This window comes from Serinibacter arcticus, assembly GCF_004786095.1.
Lineage (GTDB): Bacteria > Actinomycetota > Actinomycetes > Actinomycetales > Beutenbergiaceae > Litorihabitans > Litorihabitans arcticus.
Window position 1 is genome coordinate 627,863 of sequence record NZ_RHPJ01000002.1, and the last position, 13,227, is coordinate 641,089.

Below are 13,227 nucleotides of genomic sequence, written 5' to 3' on the forward strand. Positions count from 1 at the left end.
GCACCGGCGATCCGGGCTGGAAACCCCTGGGACCTCACCTTCACGAAGGCACACCCATGACCACCGCGCGCCCCGACGGCCCCGCCGCCCCTCTTTCCTCGACCCATGCCCCCGCCCCCGACGCGGTGCCGGCCCCCGCCCCCGCCCCCGCCCCCGGCGAGGTCGCGTCCTCCCGCCGCTGGTGGGTCCTGATCATCCTGGCCCTGACGCAGCTGGTGATCGTCCTGGACGGAACCATCGTCAACATCGCACTCCCGCAGGCGCAGACCGAGCTCGGGCTGAGCGACGTGCAGCGGCAGTGGGTCGTGACCGCGTACGCGCTCGCGTTCGGCGCGCTCCTGCTGCTCGGCGGGCGCATCGCCGACTACTGGGGCCGCAAGCGGACGTTCCTGCTCGGGATGGTCGGCTTCGGCGTCGCCTCGGCGCTGGGCGGTTTCGCCGGCTCCGCCGAGGTCCTCATCGCGGCCCGCGGTCTCCAGGGCGTGTTCGCCGCGCTGATGGCCCCGGCCGCGCTCGCGCTGCTGACCGTCACGTTCCCGAGCGGCCGCGAGCGCAACACCGCGTTCGCGATCTTCGGCACCGTCGCGGGCGTCGGCGCCGCGGTGGGCCTCCTGCTCGGCGGCGTGCTGACCGAGTTCGCCGACTGGCGCTGGTGCCTGTGGGTGAACGTGCCCGTCGCCGTCGTGGCCCTGGTCGCCGGGGCCCGGCTGATGACCGAGAGCCGCGCCGACGGCGAGAACCGCTACGACGTGCTCGGCGCCGTCACCGTCGTGGCCGGTCTCGGCGCGCTGGTCTACGGCTTCACGCTCGCCGAGGAGGGGTGGGCCTCCGTGCCGACGTGGGCCTTCCTCGTCGCCGGCGTGGTGCTGCTGGTGCTGTTCGTGCGGATCGAGTCGCGCGTCGCGCAGCCGCTGCTGCCCCTGCGCATCGTGACCGATCGCGTGCGGGGCGGGGTCTTCCTCATCCAGGCGCTCGTCGGCACCGTGATGATCGGCGCGATGCTCTACCTCACGCTGCACCTGCAGATCGTGCTCGGCTTCGGACCGCTCGAGGCCGGACTCGCGTCGCTGCCGATGACCGCCACGATCATGGTCACGGTGCCGTTCGCGACCAAGGTTCTGCTGCCCCGCGTGGGGCCTCGCCCGCTCCTGATCACCGGCCCGCTGGTCGGTGCGCTCGCGCTCGTCTGGCTGAGCCGCATCACGGCGGACGGGAGCTACGCCGTCCAGGTGCTGCCCGGCCTGATCGTGCTCGGGGTCGGGATGGCGCTGCTGTTCGTCACGATGCAGAACCTCGCGCTCGTCGGCGTCGCGCCGCACGACGCCGGTGCCGCCAGCGCGACCGTCAACGCCGCCATGCAGATCGGCGGCTCGATCGGCCTCGCGCTGTTCACGTCGTTCTACGCGACGGCGGTGCGCGGCACCCCCGTGGCGTCCGAGGCCGACGGCCTCGTCGCGCTGGTCAACGGCTACTCCGCGGTGTTCGTGGCCGCCGCCGTCGGCATGGTGCTCGCCTCCGTCGTGGCAGCCGTGCTGGTGCGCGGGTCGAAGGAGCAGCTGCTGCCGGGCTCGGACGAGCCCGTCGTCGCCCACGTGGGCTGAGTCGCTCGTCCGACCGCGTCCGACCGCGTCCTGCGGGTGCGCCGGCCTCAGAGCTGGACGGCGCTCCCGTAGGACGCGAACATCCGCTCGCTCGGCACGATCTGCTTGCCCAGCGGAGTCAGGGTCACGGGGATGATCTTGAGCTCGGCGATCGCGAGCGGGATCCCCACGATCGTCACGGCGAGCGCGACGGCGCTGGCCACGTGCCCGATCACGAGCCAGATCCCGGCCACCAGGATCCAGATCACGTTCCCGACGGCCGAGGCTGCCCCCGCCGTCGGGCGGTCCACCACGGTGCGGCCGAAGGGCCAGAGCACGTAGTTCGCGATCCGGAACGAGGCGATCCCCCACGGGATCGTGATGACGAGGATGCAGCAGATCACCCCTGCCACGGCGTACGCCAGGGCGAGGGGGAGGCCGGCGAGAACCAGCCAGATGACGTTGAGGACGAACCGGAGAAGACCGCGCATGGCTCCATCCTCGCGCGTGGGCGGCGCCGGGAGGGCCCCGGGTACGTTGGCGGGATGGCCCTCGACCGCCTCACCCTCGACCGTCCCACGCTCGTCACCGCCGCGATCGCGGGCGGCTCGCTCCTGCTCGGCTTCACCGCCGCCCAGGTGACGGGGCTGCGCTGGGCGGGCGCCGCCGCCGTCGTCGTCGCCGGAGCCGTGTGGTGCGTGCTGCGCGAGCGTCGGCGCACGGCGTGGTGGCGCATCGTGCTGGTGCTCCTGGTCGGTGCCGTCTGCTTCGTCGCGGCCCACGTGCTGACCGATCCGCTCGGACCGTGGCTCGCCGTCGTCATCGTGAGCCTGCTGCTGGCCGGGACGACGACGGCGCTCGTCCGGCCCGCGAGGGGCCGGACGAGCGCCGGGGTCGAGCGGCGGTAGCGCCGCGGGAGAGCGAGACCTACAGCTCGACGGTCTCGTTCGTGCCGGGGTGCGGCTCCTGGTGGCGCAGGCGCGCGGTGGCGAGCTGCAGCAGCGTGGCGACCTTGCCGGGGGAGTCCCAGAACTCGGCGCTCTCGCCCGTGATCGAGATCGCGACGACCCCGGGGGTGTCGATGCCCTCCGGGAACCACGCCTCGGCCGACGGCGTCCAGACGCGCTCGAGGTCGGCGCGCTCGCGCGAGACCGTGGCGGCCCCGGTCACCGAGAGCCAGGAGCCCTTGCCGGAGAACGAGGCGTTGACCCGGGGGTCGGCCTCGAGCTCGGAGACGATGTCGGCGTCGCCCGAGGCGACGTACCAGAGGTCGCCCTCGTCGGTGGCCTCCTGCAGCGACAGGGGGCGGGAGCGCAGCGACCCGTCGGGCGCGTGCGTGGTGACCATCGTGATGTCGACGTCCTCGGCGATCTCCTTGACGGTGCGGCGGGCGTCAGCGTTCTCGTGTGTGCTCATGCTCCATTGAAGGCACGCCGTCCCTGGCTTGGCCAGGGTTTCGTCAGACGACGCCGTACAGCCGGTCGCCCGCGTCGCCGAGCCCGGGCACGATGTAGCCCTTCTCGTTCAGGCGCTCGTCGATCGACGCCGTGACGATGGTGACGTCGGCGCGGTCGCCGATCGCGTCCTCGACGGCCTTGAGGCCCTCGGGGGCGCAGAGCAGCGTGATGCAGGTGACGTGGCGTGCGCCGCGCTCGAACAGGTACTCGATGGCCGCGACGAGCGTGCCGCCCGTGGCGAGCATCGGGTCGAGCACGTAGCACTGGCGGCCCGAGAGGTCGTCCGGGAGCCGGTTGGCGTAGGTGACCGCCTCGAAGGTCTCCTCGTTGCGCTGCAGCCCCAGGAAGCCGACCTCGGCCGTCGGGAGCAGCCGGGTCATGCCCTCGAGCATGCCGAGGCCGGCGCGCAGGATCGGGACCACGAGGGCGTTCGGGCTCGCGAGGTGCGTGCCGATCGCGGTGGCCACCGGCGTCGTGATCTCGACCTCCTCGACCGCGATCTCCCGTGTGGCCTCGTAGGCCAGGAGCGTCACGAGCTCCTCGGTGAGCTGCCGGAAGGTCGGCGACGGCGTGGTGGTCTCCCGGAGCACCGTGAGCTTGTGGGCGACGAGGGGGTGGTTGGCCACGTGGACGCGCATGACGTTCAGGCTAGTGGATCGACCCTGACCACCCGCAGCGGACCCTCCTCGGCCGTCGGTGGTTCGAACTCCGCGAGGTGGCGCTCGATCTGCTCCGGCGTGAGCGCGACGTCGTCGGCGGCGGTGTCGGAGCGCGCGGTCAGCCGCCGTCGCAGCTCGTCGTGCGGCACGTCCAGGTGCACCGTCTCGGGCACGACACCGAGCGGCAGCACCAGCGCGCGCCACTCCTGCCGCATCGCGCGCGTGGAGAACGTCAGGTCGAGGACGACGTCGCGGCCCGCGCGCACGAGGTAGACCAGCCTCGTGCGGAGCTCGGCGTCGACCTCCTGCATCAGCTCCGGCGTCGCCGTCAACGGCCGCGAGCCGCGCCGCCACAGCTCGACGTCGAAGGACAGCCGGACCGCGCCGGCACCCTCGAGATCGGCCGCCCAGGTGGTCTTTCCCGAACCGGACGGGCCGCACATGAGAGTCACGGTCACGGGGACATCCTGCCGGTTGGGACGAGCCCGCCGCAGCCTCCCGGCCTGGCCGTAGGATCGGGCGGACCCGTCACTGCTGAGAACGATCCAGCCGAACGCAGGGAGATCACGTTGGTCGCCGCGCCCACCCCGTCAGACATCACCCCGACGGATGTCGCGCCGTCGGCCATCACGGCCGAGGTCGTGGCCGACTCCGTCTCTCCCGCCGGCGCCCGCCTGACCACGATGGTCGTGACGGTGCCGCGCTCCGCGCTGGCCGAGCTGAACACGCACCGCGTCTTCTCGCGCAACTCCTCCTCCTCCCGCGCCGTGCCGATCCAGCGGATGATCGACTACGTCTCCACCACGCCGTACGTGCCGCGGGCCTTCTCGCTGCACAAGCCGGGCATGAACGCGCACGAGTTCGTCGACGTGACCTCGCCACGCTGGGGAGAGGTGCTGCAGTGGTGGCTGGCCTCGGCCAACCAGGCCCTCGACAGCGCGCGGGCCGGTATCGCGCTCGGGCTGCACAAGCAGGACGTGAACCGCATCCTCGAGCCGTACCTGATGCACACGATCGTCGTGTCGAGCACGACGTGGGAGAACTTCTTCGAGCAGCGCCTCGCCACGGACGAGCAGGGTCAGCCGCTGGCCTATCTTCCGATCTACGACGGCGCGCTCGCCATGCGTGACGCGCTGACCGCCTCGACCCCGCGCGAGGTGGCCGAGGGCGGCTGGCACACCCCGTTCGTCACCGACGCCGAGCGCGAGCTGATCTCGGCCGAGGACGCCCGCGCCGTCGCGGCCGCCCGGTGCGCCCGCGTCTCCTACTTCACCGCGACCGGCGACCGGGTCGTCGGCGCCGGTCCCTCGCTCGAGGCCGACCTCGCCCTGAGCGTCCGGCTGATCGAGCCCAGCCCGGGCACTGCACCGCACATGTCGCCGTTCGAGCACGTGGCGACGCCGGACGAGCCGGGGACGGGCAACTTCCGGGGCTGGCGGCAGTGGCGGGCCGAGATCGAGGCCCGCTGGCAGGTCGACGCCTGAGCGTGGGACCGTCCGTGGACCCCGCCGCGCTGATCGGCCTGGCCCTCGTCGAGGCGCGGGCGGCCCTGGAGACGCAGGACGTCCCGGTCGGCGCCGTCGTGCTGGACTCTTCCGGTGCCGTCATCGGCCGGGGCCGCAACCGCCGCGAGGCCGACGGCGATCCGACCGCCCACGCGGAGGTGCTCGCGATCCGCGAGGCCGCGGCGGCGCTGGGTCAGTGGCGGCTCGAGGGCTGCACGCTGGCGGTCACGCTCGAGCCCTGCACGATGTGCGCCGGCGCCATGGTGCTCGCCCGACTGCCGCTGCTGGTCTTCGGGGCGTTCGACCCGAAGGCCGGGGCCGCCGGATCGGTGACCGACGTCGTGCGCGACCCCCGCCTCAACCATGCCGTCGAGGTGATCGGTGGGGTGCGCGAGGCCGAGTGCGGTGACGAGCTGCGGGCGTTCTTCCGGGCGCGACGGCGGCCGCGCCCCGCCACCCCCGAGGCCGGCCCGTCCTCGGTCAGCGCGGAGAGCTGAGCCAGAGTCCGACGGCGCACGCGATCACGGCGGCGGCGGGCACCGCGATCGCGCGGCGCAGGGCGGCTGCGCGTCCCTCGCGCTCGGCCTGCTCGACGACGTCGAGGCTCGCCGCCGAGAAGGTCGTGTACCCGCCGAGGACCCCGGTCGCGAGCACGGTGCGCAGCTCGTCGGACACGAGTCCGCGCAGTGCCAGCCCGGCGACCAGGCCGATCAGCAGCGACCCCGTGATGTTGATGACCGCGAGCGCGACACCGCGACGGCCGCGTCCGCGGCGTGCGGACCAGCGCGCTCCGAGCAGCAGGTCGACGGCGTAGCGCGCCATCGCGCCGATCGCGCCGCCAAGGGCGACGAGCACGATCACGTCCGGTCCCGTCCGGTCGCCGCACCCTCGCCGTCGTCCCCGCCGACGTCGGGCGTGCGGTCGCCCCGACGCCCCGCGCGGAGCCCCGCCCACGCGAGCGTGACGCCGGCGGCGACGCTGAGAGCGACGTACGCGACGCCGACGAGCGCGTCGGTCGCGGAGCCGCCCTGCGCCGTCGTGACGGCCTCGAGCGCGAACGCCGAGTACGTGGTGAAGCCGCCGAGCACGCCGGTGCCGAGCAGCAGTCGCAGGCGTGCGGCGCGGGCCGCGCTCATCCGACCGGTGTCGGCCAGCAGCGTCAGCCGCCCGACGAGCACGCCCAGCAGGAACGAGCCGAGCAGGTTGATCGCCAGCGTGACGAGCAGCTGGGGCTGCAGCGGGCCGTCGACGACCGGGGTCGCCAGCCCGGCGGCGTGACGCACGAACGTGCCGACGGCGGCGCCCACGCCCACGAGGCCGAAGGCCGCCGCCGTGGTGGCGAACGGGCGCGTCACGGGAGCGCGGCTCACGGGAGTCGGGCGGCGAGGTGCTCGAGCGCCTGCGACGTGCCGGCGTTCAGGCGCAGGGTCGCGAGCTCGTCGCCCCGTGTGACACCCCGGTTCACGATGACCACGGGCTTGCCGTCGCGCGCGGCGCGCTTGACCAGGCGCAGACCGGACTGCACCGCGAGCGAGGTCCCGGCGGCCAGCAGCGCGTCGGCGTCGTCGACCGCCGCGTACGCGCGCGCGACCCGCTCCTTGGGGACGTTCTCGCCGAAGTAGACGATGTGCGGCTTCAGGATGCCGCCGCAGCGTTCGCAGGACGCGGTGCGGAAGTGGTTGGTCTGCTCGATGACCGCATCGGCGTCCGGCGCGATCTCGACGTCGCCGAGCTCGGTCATCTCCTCCAGGAAGCCCGGGTTGAGCGCGAGCAGCCGCTCGTCGAGCGCGGCCCGCGAGATGACGTGCCCGCAGGACAGGCAGACGACCTCGTTGTAGTGGCCGTGCAGGTCGATGACCGCGCGGGACCCGGCCAGGGTGTGGAGGCGGTCGACGTTCTGCGTGATGACACCGGTCACGACGCCGGCGTGCTCGAGGGCGGCCAGCGCGCGGTGGCCGGCGTTCGGCGTCGTCTCGTTCACGTGGTGCCAACCCACGTGGTTGCGGGCCCAGTAGTGACGACGGAAGCCCGGGTCGCCCACGAACTGCTGGTACGTCATCGGCGACCGGGGAGCGGCATCGGGCCCGCGGTAGTCCGGGATGCCCGAGTCGGTCGAGATCCCCGCGCCGGTGAGCGCGACGACGCGGTGTCCACGCAGGATCTCGGCGGCGGCGTCGAGGTCGGCCTCGGTCGCGGGCGGTCGGCGGTCGGCGTAGCTCGGCGCCCACGTGGAGTGCAGCGTGCGCGGCGCCGGCGTGACCGACGGGGTCGACGGGGTCGACGGGGGAGCAGCGGGCGCTGGTGCCGCCGGGACCGAGGGGAGAGGGGAGGGAGTCGTCATCGCCTCTGGTGCAACGCCGTGCCCATGGCCGGAATTCCGCGGCGTCGGGCGGTGGCACGGGGTCGTTTTGGGAAGTCGGCGGGCTCGTGGGTAGACTCGCTCGGCCAGGTAGCGTGTCCGAGCGGCCTAAGGAGCACGCCTCGAAAGCGTGTGTGGGTGAAAGTCCACCGTGGGTTCAAATCCCACCGCTACCGCGTACGGGTTCTGACACGTCTCAGAGCCCCGGAGTGACGACACCCCTCGCGGGGAGCCCGAAGGGGTTCCGCGCGGGGGGTGTCGCTCGTCCGTCGGTCCGACGTCGCGCCCCGGACGCGCAGAGGCCGGCGACCACGGACGGCAGCTGCGTGTCGAAGACGCGATCGCCCGCGGAGAGACGTCGGCCGAAGGCGCTGAGCGTGACCATGACCGAGTTCGGGTGGTCGTGCGGCGTCGTGGCGTCGCCGGGGACGTCGGTGTACCCGAGCACCCGGACGTGCTCGTTCTCCCACAGAGTCCGGTAGTGGTCGGGGTTGGTGATGACGGGGTCGTCGGTGACCATGGGCCGACCGTACGCCTGGGCCGGTGCGGTGGGAAGGTGCGCGAGAGACGATGGAGCGACCACCGCACCGGGAGGGACGCCGTGGCCCCGTCGCCTCCGGCGGCTCGCGGCACCGTCACCCTCGAGCGGCCGGCCCCATCCGGACGTGCATCGGCTCCGAACCCCGAGACGTGCCCGCCATCCTCTCGAACCCCGTCGTGTCGTTCGTGTCGCGCGACGCCGATCTGGCGGCCACCGCTCCCGTCGCGGGGCTGGTCTCGATGGCCACCGTGATCGTCGCGGGGATGGTTTTCGGGCGTCGCGGCTGACGGTGTCGGACGACCGACAACGGCGGCAGACGCCCTACTAACGTAGTGCTAACGTGTTCCCACCAAGTTCGGCGCCGATCATTCAGGAGGCGGTATGACCCGGCGAACAATGGCTCCCGACAGCGACGACGTGGCTCCCGACGACGAGGGCGACGACGGCACCGACACCGTCTGCTTCGGATATCGCGGCCAGCAGTTCGAGGTCGAGCTGGACGCGGCGCAGCAGCACGCGCTCGACGCTGTGCTGCGGCGCTACATCGCTGCAGGGCGCGTCACGGTCTGACGGGTCGGCGCATCCCGCCCCAGAACGTGGCGACGGCGCTCTCGACCGGCACCTGCTGGTTGCCCGTGAGGCGTGCGAGCATCAGGCCGCTCAGGAGCGCGAGCAGCCCGGAGGCGTGCTCCTCGGCGTCGGTGTAGCCGCAACGCTCGATGAGCTGGGCCGTCATCCGGTGCATCGCCCGGCGGGCCGGCGAGGCCGCGCCGAGGAGAGCGGCGAGCTCCGGGTCTTTCCGCAGCTCGATCAGCAGCACGTAGTGCGCGATCTGGTCCGACTCCGCGTCCTGGAGCCGGCGCATCATGCCGACGATCACGGCGATCGCCTCGTCGTCCGTGCGCACGTCGTCCAGCGCGGTCACGTCGATCTTCGCGTCGAAGCGCTCCGCCAGGAGCTCGGTGGCACGCGTGAGCAGCTCGGCGCGGGTCCGCGCGTAGTACGACGTCGTCCCCTGCGGGTAGCCGAGGTGAGAGTCGATGGCGCGGTGGGTGACGGCGTGCAGGCCGGAGGTCGCGATCAGCTCGAGGGCGGCGTCGGCTATCCGGACCGGGCGGTCGCTGGGTGGTCTGGGCATCGAGGGCAGTGTAGTCAAGGCTCCCGGGAGGTCCCGTCCCGATGCCGACGCCGACGCCGCCTCTGCGTTCAGTGTGCGCGCTCACTCTCGTACCGGGCGCGCACCCGGGCGGGGAGGCGACCGCGGTCGCTCAGCTCGATGCCGTGGGCGGCCGCCCACGCGCGTATCTCCGCCGCCTCGGCGCGGGCCCGGGCGCGGCGGGTCGTGGCTGCGGGTCCGCGCGTCGGTCGGCCGGCGTCGACGTAGTCCGCGAGGATCTCCGCCAGGGCCTCGCGATTGCTGCGCCCGAGGTCGATCTCGTACTCCGTGCCCTCGTAGGCGAAGGTGACCGTGCGCACGTCGACGTCGATCGAGGGGTCGAGGTCGTCGACCTTCACGACGGTCGTCCTGTCAACCACGTCGGTCTCCCGCGAGCACGTGCTCGAGCGCGCTGCTTGCGACGGCGTGGCCGGTCGCAGACGCATGGTGTCCGGATGCGGGCGCTCGATGTCGGAACGGCCGGGGGCGGGGGAGAACGATGTCGTCCGTCGTTCTCGTTCGGCACTCGTCGTGCTCTCGTCCGGTGCGGGGGCACGCACCGAGACGTCTCAACAGATCCTACGCCGCCCTCACGTCGCGGTGCGGCCGTCCCAGCCGCCGAAGACGTGCAGCCCGAGGTCGTCCGCGAGGATCTCGGAGGCGATGCGCCCGCGCACGCTGGTCCCCTGGGCGTCCAGCGGGGGACTCAGGACCGCCGCACCCAGGCCGCCACGCGCCGACAGCACCACGCCGCCCGAGACGCTCGACTTCGCCGCCACCCCCACGCGCCGCATCCACCGGCCCGATCCGTCGTAGACGCCGCACGTGGCCATCACCGAGACGACGTCGCGCGCGACGGTCGCCGGGACGACCCGCACGCCCGTGACCGGGTTGACCCCGCCGCCGGCCAGCGTGGCGCCCATGACGGCCAGGGACCGCGCGTCCACCATGACCGCGCAAGCCCGCGCGTAGACGGCGACGGCGTCGTCCGCCCCCACCGCCAGCGTCCCCTCGGCGCGCATCAGGTGGGCGAGGGCGTGGTTGCGGTCGCCGAGCAGGTGCTCGCTGGTGGCGACGTCGTCGTCGACCACGAGGTCGGTGCCGGCGAACGCGGACAGCCCGCGCAGGATGCGCTCGGAGCGCTCGTCCACGCCGTCGCCCTCCACGAGGGCCGCCGTCAGCAGCGCGCCGGCGTTGACCATGGGGTTCGGCGGGCGGCCCGTGCCGCTCTCCAGCTTGATGGCGTCGAACGCCTCGCCCGTCGGCTCGATGCCGATGCGCTCGATCGCCTCGCCGTCCGTGTCCAGGAGCGCGAGCGCGAACAGGAACGGCTTGACCGCCGACTGGACGCTGACGGCGACGTCCCCCTGCGCCGAGGAGCGGACGGTGCCGTCCGGGAGGGCGACGGCGACCGCGCACAGGTCGGGATCGGCGTCGGCGAGCTGCGGGATGCTCGTGCTGACCTGACCGTCACGCTCGGGGAGGACCCGATCGCGCAGAGCGTCGAGGTCGTAGGTGCGGGGGTCCTGGGGGCGACTCATCCGCCCACTGTGCCAGGCGTGCGCCGTCGGGCCGGAACAGGTCCCGGGAGCGCGGTGTTGACCAGGGTGAGGAGAAGGAGGACGCCATGAGCACCACCTGGACGGATCCGCGCGAGCAGATCGAGATCAGCGTCATGATGGCCAACGGCCGCCTGGCCCCGCGGTGGTTCGCGACGCGCGAGGAGGCCGAGGCCTGGGCGAGGCCGGAGGAGGGCGAGCGGGTCGTGGAGTCGAACGCCGTCTGCAGCTGCGACCGCTGACCCCGCGCCCGTCCCACGCCTCGTCCCACACACTGCGAGACGCCGCGAGGGGCGGTCCCTGACGGGACCGCCCCTCGTGGGCTGCTGCGGTTCGTGCTGTGCCGCGGAGGCGGCGGGGCGATCAGCCGACGCTGGGCATCTCGGTGATCTGGTCGGCCGGGGGAGCGGTGATCGTCACCGGCTCGCCGAAGCCGGACATGATCGTCTCGGTGCTCGTGGACTGGCCCGCGACCTCCATCGCGACGAGCGACTTCACGAAACGACCCTCGCCGTCGAGCCACACGTCGTAGGCGATGATGTCGGGAAGGGCGGCGGCACCGGCCGCGTCACCCGCGATGGCGGCGGAGTCGACCGTGAGCTTCCAGTGGTCGGCCTGGGCGCCGTTGACGTCCTCCTGGCCGACGAGCTCGGCGCCCGTGATGGCGTCCTGGAACATCCGCATCTGCGCCAGGGGGTCGGCGTTCGCACCGCTGGCCTCGGCCGTCGCCTCGTCCATCTGCGTCCACATGCCGCCGGTCATCTCGCCCATGTTCATGTAGATGGCCCCGTCGACCATGACCATCTCGACGGACTGGCCGCCCAGGTTCAGGGCCATCTGCGAGGACGGCGGGGTGGTGGTGTAGTCCACGACGCCGTCGGAGACGGTCTCCATGCCGCCGATGGACGACGTCACGGCGATGGTGGCGGTCGTCAGGTTCTCGAGACCCTGGGCGTAGGCGTCCAGGAACTGGGCGGTCGCGTCGCCGCTGTCGGCGGTGGCGTCCTCGGACGCGCTCTCGGACTCCGAGGGCGACTCGGTGGCCGACGGCGACGCCGACTCCTCGGTGGTGGCGGAGCCGGTGGGCGAGCTCTCCTCGTCACCGGAGCCGCCGCAGGCGGCGAGTCCGAGGGAGAGGGCAGAGGCGGCGGCGATCGTCAACAGGGTGCGTGAGGTTCTCATGCCTCGAACGTACCGAACCCGCGGCGCCGGCGCGGCACCGACGGGTGGGGAGAGGTGCCCATCCCGCTGCCGCGGCTCGGGCGGCGTCGGCTCAGTACGAGCTGCTGCTGACCACGGCGGCGAAGATGGCGATGTAGGCGACGACGGCGGCGATCCCCAGCGCCAGCAGGCCGTACCCGACCCACAGCGCGGCGACGGCCATGCCCCGACCCGTCTGCTGCGGGTTCTGGCGCAGCTGGGACAGGGCGATGTGGCCGCACACGATCCCGGCGAACACGGACAGTCCCGTGACCAGGCCGGCGAGCGAGCAGACGAGCGCGATGAGCGCCATCTGGTTCTGCTGCGGCTGGCCACCGTACCCACCGGAGGCGTACGGCGTCGTGGCGTAGGGCGAGGCCGCGTAGGGCGACGGCGCACCGTAGGGCGGGGCGGGCGGGGCGCCGTGCGCCGCGTCCTGCACGCCGCCGTAACCCGACGAGGAGCCGTACGACGGCGCGGCGGGCTGGCCGTAGCCCGGCGCGCCGTAGGGGGGCTGCTGACCGGAGGACTGACCGTCCTCGGAGCCGTAGGGGTTCGTCACGGTGTCCTCGCTCAGGCTGCGTCGGTGTCGGAGGTCTCGGGCGGCAGGGCGCAACCCTCGAGCCCCACGATCGGGGCCGCGGGGTCGAGCGTGGCGACCGCCGGGTCGTTCATGTTCTCGTACCCCTCGCCGAGGACCAGGTCGATGGTCGCGTCGGTGCGGGCGGGATCGAACAGGATCTCGGTGCTCGGGAACAGGGCCGCGAGCGTGTAGGCCTGCGTGACGCCGTCGCCCCCCGTCACGATGAGCGCGGTGCCGGGGTAGGTGCCCGCGGCGTAGTTCGCCGTCGTCCCGATCACGACGCCGACACCGGAGATCGCCTGGCTGACGCTTCCGGCGAGGCCGGATCGCGTGGTGCCGTTGTAGACGTTCGCGGTGATCTGGTCGTAGGTCACGGGGAGGGCGCCGGCCGCGGGGCACGGGGTGAACTGCGCCGCCTCCTCCTGCGCCCGCAGGTCCGTGAAGTCGCGGTCGAACGGGCTGGGGAGGATGCCCAGGAAGACTCCGAGCCCGGCCAGACCCGTCGCGATCAGGATGACCGCGAGGGTGCCGAACACGATGGTCTGCCGCTGCAGCAGGTGACGACGGCGCAGCGTCTTGCCGCGCGCGACGTCCTGGGAGGGCGTGGTGGTCACGATCCCACCGTAGT

General features: G+C 73.0%; 21 protein-coding genes and 1 tRNA gene. 8 read left to right on the top strand and 14 right to left on the bottom strand.

Translation table 11 applies throughout. The features are described 5' to 3' along the window. Positions 1 to 56 precede the first annotated feature (56 nt). On the top strand, positions 57 to 1,601 hold the full coding sequence (locus SERN_RS07495) for an MFS transporter (RefSeq protein WP_135849478.1): 1,545 nt from the start codon (positions 57 to 59) through the stop codon (positions 1,599 to 1,601). A gap of 47 nt (positions 1,602 to 1,648) precedes the next feature. On the opposite strand, the gene SERN_RS07500 is transcribed toward SERN_RS07495, so the two are convergent. Further along, complete coding sequence (locus SERN_RS07500) at positions 1,649 to 2,071, bottom strand: YccF domain-containing protein (RefSeq protein WP_135849479.1); 423 nt, start codon at positions 2,069 to 2,071, stop codon at positions 1,649 to 1,651. 54 nt (positions 2,072 to 2,125) lie between these two features. Between SERN_RS07500 and SERN_RS07505 the strand changes: the two genes are divergently transcribed. Next, on the top strand, positions 2,126 to 2,488 hold the full coding sequence (locus tag SERN_RS07505) for a hypothetical protein (RefSeq protein ID WP_135849480.1): 363 nt from the start codon (positions 2,126 to 2,128) through the stop codon (positions 2,486 to 2,488). A gap of 19 nt (positions 2,489 to 2,507) precedes the next feature. Here the strand turns inward: SERN_RS07505 and SERN_RS07510 are convergent, their stop codons facing one another. From SERN_RS07510 to SERN_RS07520, 3 genes are read right to left on the bottom strand one after another with little or no spacing between them, the layout of a single operon-like run. After that, the gene (locus tag SERN_RS07510) at positions 2,508 to 2,996 is read right to left on the bottom strand and encodes a pyridoxamine 5'-phosphate oxidase family protein (RefSeq protein ID WP_135849481.1); all 489 of its coding nucleotides are present in this window, start codon (positions 2,994 to 2,996) and stop codon (positions 2,508 to 2,510) included. 43 nt (positions 2,997 to 3,039) lie between these two features. After that, positions 3,040 to 3,675: a uracil phosphoribosyltransferase gene (upp, locus tag SERN_RS07515; RefSeq protein ID WP_135849482.1), complete on the bottom strand. Its 636-nt coding sequence runs from the start codon at positions 3,673 to 3,675 to the stop codon at positions 3,040 to 3,042. A gap of 5 nt (positions 3,676 to 3,680) precedes the next feature. Continuing rightward, positions 3,681 to 4,154, bottom strand: coding sequence for an AAA family ATPase (locus tag SERN_RS07520; RefSeq protein WP_135849483.1), 474 nt, complete (start codon positions 4,152 to 4,154; stop codon positions 3,681 to 3,683). Between the two features lie 111 nt (positions 4,155 to 4,265). On the opposite strand from SERN_RS07520, the gene SERN_RS07525 reads away from it, so the two are divergent. Further along, positions 4,266 to 5,180: a hypothetical protein gene (locus tag SERN_RS07525; protein WP_135849484.1), complete on the top strand. Its 915-nt coding sequence runs from the start codon at positions 4,266 to 4,268 to the stop codon at positions 5,178 to 5,180. A gap of 2 nt (positions 5,181 to 5,182) precedes the next feature. After that, complete coding sequence (tadA, locus tag SERN_RS07530; protein WP_233251533.1) at positions 5,183 to 5,698, top strand: tRNA adenosine(34) deaminase TadA; 516 nt, start codon at positions 5,183 to 5,185, stop codon at positions 5,696 to 5,698. Here the strand turns inward: tadA and SERN_RS07535 are convergent. From SERN_RS07535 to SERN_RS07545, 3 genes are read right to left on the bottom strand one after another with little or no spacing between them, the layout of a single operon-like run. Further along, positions 5,682 to 6,062 (bottom strand): fluoride efflux transporter FluC, encoded by a 381-nt coding sequence (locus tag SERN_RS07535; RefSeq protein WP_135849485.1) that lies wholly within the window; start codon positions 6,060 to 6,062, stop codon positions 5,682 to 5,684. The genes tadA and SERN_RS07535 overlap by 17 nt on opposite strands. Next, positions 6,059 to 6,556, bottom strand: coding sequence for a fluoride efflux transporter FluC (locus SERN_RS07540; protein ID WP_158292606.1), 498 nt, complete (start codon positions 6,554 to 6,556; stop codon positions 6,059 to 6,061). Before SERN_RS07540 ends, SERN_RS07535 begins: the two co-directional genes overlap by 4 nt. Positions 6,557 to 6,567: 11 nt before the next feature. Beyond that, positions 6,568 to 7,542: an NAD-dependent protein deacetylase gene (locus SERN_RS07545; RefSeq protein WP_135849487.1), complete on the bottom strand. Its 975-nt coding sequence runs from the start codon at positions 7,540 to 7,542 to the stop codon at positions 6,568 to 6,570. A gap of 107 nt (positions 7,543 to 7,649) precedes the next feature. Here SERN_RS07545 and SERN_RS07550 point away from each other — a divergent pair. Beyond that, a tRNA-Ser gene (locus SERN_RS07550) sits at positions 7,650 to 7,736 on the top strand. A gap of 20 nt (positions 7,737 to 7,756) precedes the next feature. On the opposite strand, the gene SERN_RS07555 is transcribed toward SERN_RS07550, so the two are convergent. Then, positions 7,757 to 8,080, bottom strand: a complete 324-nt coding sequence (locus tag SERN_RS07555) for a cytoplasmic protein (protein WP_135849488.1) — start codon at positions 8,078 to 8,080, stop codon at positions 7,757 to 7,759. 170 nt (positions 8,081 to 8,250) lie between these two features. Between SERN_RS07555 and SERN_RS15295 the strand changes: the two genes are divergently transcribed. Both SERN_RS15295 and SERN_RS07560 read left to right on the top strand, forming a co-directional pair. Next, a complete protein-coding gene (locus tag SERN_RS15295) occupies positions 8,251 to 8,388 on the top strand; it encodes a hypothetical protein (protein WP_158292607.1) in 138 nt (45 codons plus the stop codon). Between the two features lie 94 nt (positions 8,389 to 8,482). Continuing rightward, on the top strand, positions 8,483 to 8,671 hold the full coding sequence (locus SERN_RS07560; RefSeq protein ID WP_135849489.1) for an Lsr2 dimerization domain-containing protein: 189 nt from the start codon (positions 8,483 to 8,485) through the stop codon (positions 8,669 to 8,671). Here the strand turns inward: SERN_RS07560 and SERN_RS07565 are convergent. The 3 genes from SERN_RS07565 to glsA form a co-directional block, all read right to left on the bottom strand. Continuing rightward, positions 8,661 to 9,239, bottom strand: a complete 579-nt coding sequence (locus SERN_RS07565) for a TetR/AcrR family transcriptional regulator (RefSeq protein ID WP_135849490.1) — start codon at positions 9,237 to 9,239, stop codon at positions 8,661 to 8,663. The two genes, SERN_RS07560 and SERN_RS07565, sit on opposite strands and share 11 nt — an antisense overlap. A gap of 68 nt (positions 9,240 to 9,307) precedes the next feature. After that, positions 9,308 to 9,637, bottom strand: a complete 330-nt coding sequence (locus tag SERN_RS07570; protein WP_233251534.1) for an Lsr2 dimerization domain-containing protein — start codon at positions 9,635 to 9,637, stop codon at positions 9,308 to 9,310. Positions 9,638 to 9,847: 210 nt separating this feature from the next. After that, on the bottom strand, positions 9,848 to 10,798 hold the full coding sequence (gene glsA / locus SERN_RS07575; RefSeq protein WP_135849492.1) for a glutaminase A: 951 nt from the start codon (positions 10,796 to 10,798) through the stop codon (positions 9,848 to 9,850). An 86-nt stretch (positions 10,799 to 10,884) separates the two neighbouring features. Between glsA and SERN_RS15550 the strand changes: the two genes are divergently transcribed. Then, on the top strand, positions 10,885 to 11,058 hold the full coding sequence (locus tag SERN_RS15550) for a hypothetical protein (RefSeq protein WP_199241539.1): 174 nt from the start codon (positions 10,885 to 10,887) through the stop codon (positions 11,056 to 11,058). A 121-nt stretch (positions 11,059 to 11,179) separates the two neighbouring features. On the opposite strand, the gene SERN_RS07580 is transcribed toward SERN_RS15550, so the two are convergent. The 3 genes from SERN_RS07580 to SERN_RS07590 all read right to left on the bottom strand — a co-directional run bounded on the left by SERN_RS07580 (position 11,180) and on the right by SERN_RS07590 (position 13,213). Beyond that, positions 11,180 to 11,998, bottom strand: a complete 819-nt coding sequence (locus tag SERN_RS07580) for an LppX_LprAFG lipoprotein (protein ID WP_135849493.1) — start codon at positions 11,996 to 11,998, stop codon at positions 11,180 to 11,182. Between the two features lie 91 nt (positions 11,999 to 12,089). Further along, positions 12,090 to 12,578, bottom strand: a complete 489-nt coding sequence (locus tag SERN_RS07585; protein ID WP_135849494.1) for a DUF4190 domain-containing protein — start codon at positions 12,576 to 12,578, stop codon at positions 12,090 to 12,092. A gap of 11 nt (positions 12,579 to 12,589) precedes the next feature. Continuing rightward, on the bottom strand, positions 12,590 to 13,213 hold the full coding sequence (locus SERN_RS07590) for a LytR C-terminal domain-containing protein (RefSeq protein WP_158292608.1): 624 nt from the start codon (positions 13,211 to 13,213) through the stop codon (positions 12,590 to 12,592). Positions 13,214 to 13,227: the final 14 nt, after the last annotated feature.

Bases quoted from the DNA above. Each gene is read 5' to 3' on its own strand.
- SERN_RS07495 (WP_135849478.1), top strand. From the start codon at position 57: ATGACCACCGCGCGCCCCGACGGCCCCGCCGCCCCTCTTTCCTCGACC.
- SERN_RS07500 (WP_135849479.1), bottom strand. From the start codon at position 2,071: ATGCGCGGTCTTCTCCGGTTCGTCCTCAACGTCATCTGGCTGGTTCTC.
- SERN_RS07505 (WP_135849480.1), top strand. From the start codon at position 2,126: ATGGCCCTCGACCGCCTCACCCTCGACCGTCCCACGCTCGTCACCGCC.
- SERN_RS07510 (WP_135849481.1), bottom strand. From the start codon at position 2,996: ATGAGCACACACGAGAACGCTGACGCCCGCCGCACCGTCAAGGAGATC.
- upp (WP_135849482.1), bottom strand. From the start codon at position 3,675: ATGCGCGTCCACGTGGCCAACCACCCCCTCGTCGCCCACAAGCTCACG.
- SERN_RS07545 (WP_135849487.1), bottom strand. From the start codon at position 7,542: ATGACGACTCCCTCCCCTCTCCCCTCGGTCCCGGCGGCACCAGCGCCC.
- SERN_RS07555 (WP_135849488.1), bottom strand. From the start codon at position 8,080: ATGGTCACCGACGACCCCGTCATCACCAACCCCGACCACTACCGGACT.
- SERN_RS07560 (WP_135849489.1), top strand. From the start codon at position 8,483: ATGACCCGGCGAACAATGGCTCCCGACAGCGACGACGTGGCTCCCGAC.
- SERN_RS07565 (WP_135849490.1), bottom strand. From the start codon at position 9,239: ATGCCCAGACCACCCAGCGACCGCCCGGTCCGGATAGCCGACGCCGCC.
- glsA (WP_135849492.1), bottom strand. From the start codon at position 10,798: ATGAGTCGCCCCCAGGACCCCCGCACCTACGACCTCGACGCTCTGCGC.
- SERN_RS15550 (WP_199241539.1), top strand. From the start codon at position 10,885: ATGAGCACCACCTGGACGGATCCGCGCGAGCAGATCGAGATCAGCGTC.
- SERN_RS07580 (WP_135849493.1), bottom strand. From the start codon at position 11,998: ATGAGAACCTCACGCACCCTGTTGACGATCGCCGCCGCCTCTGCCCTC.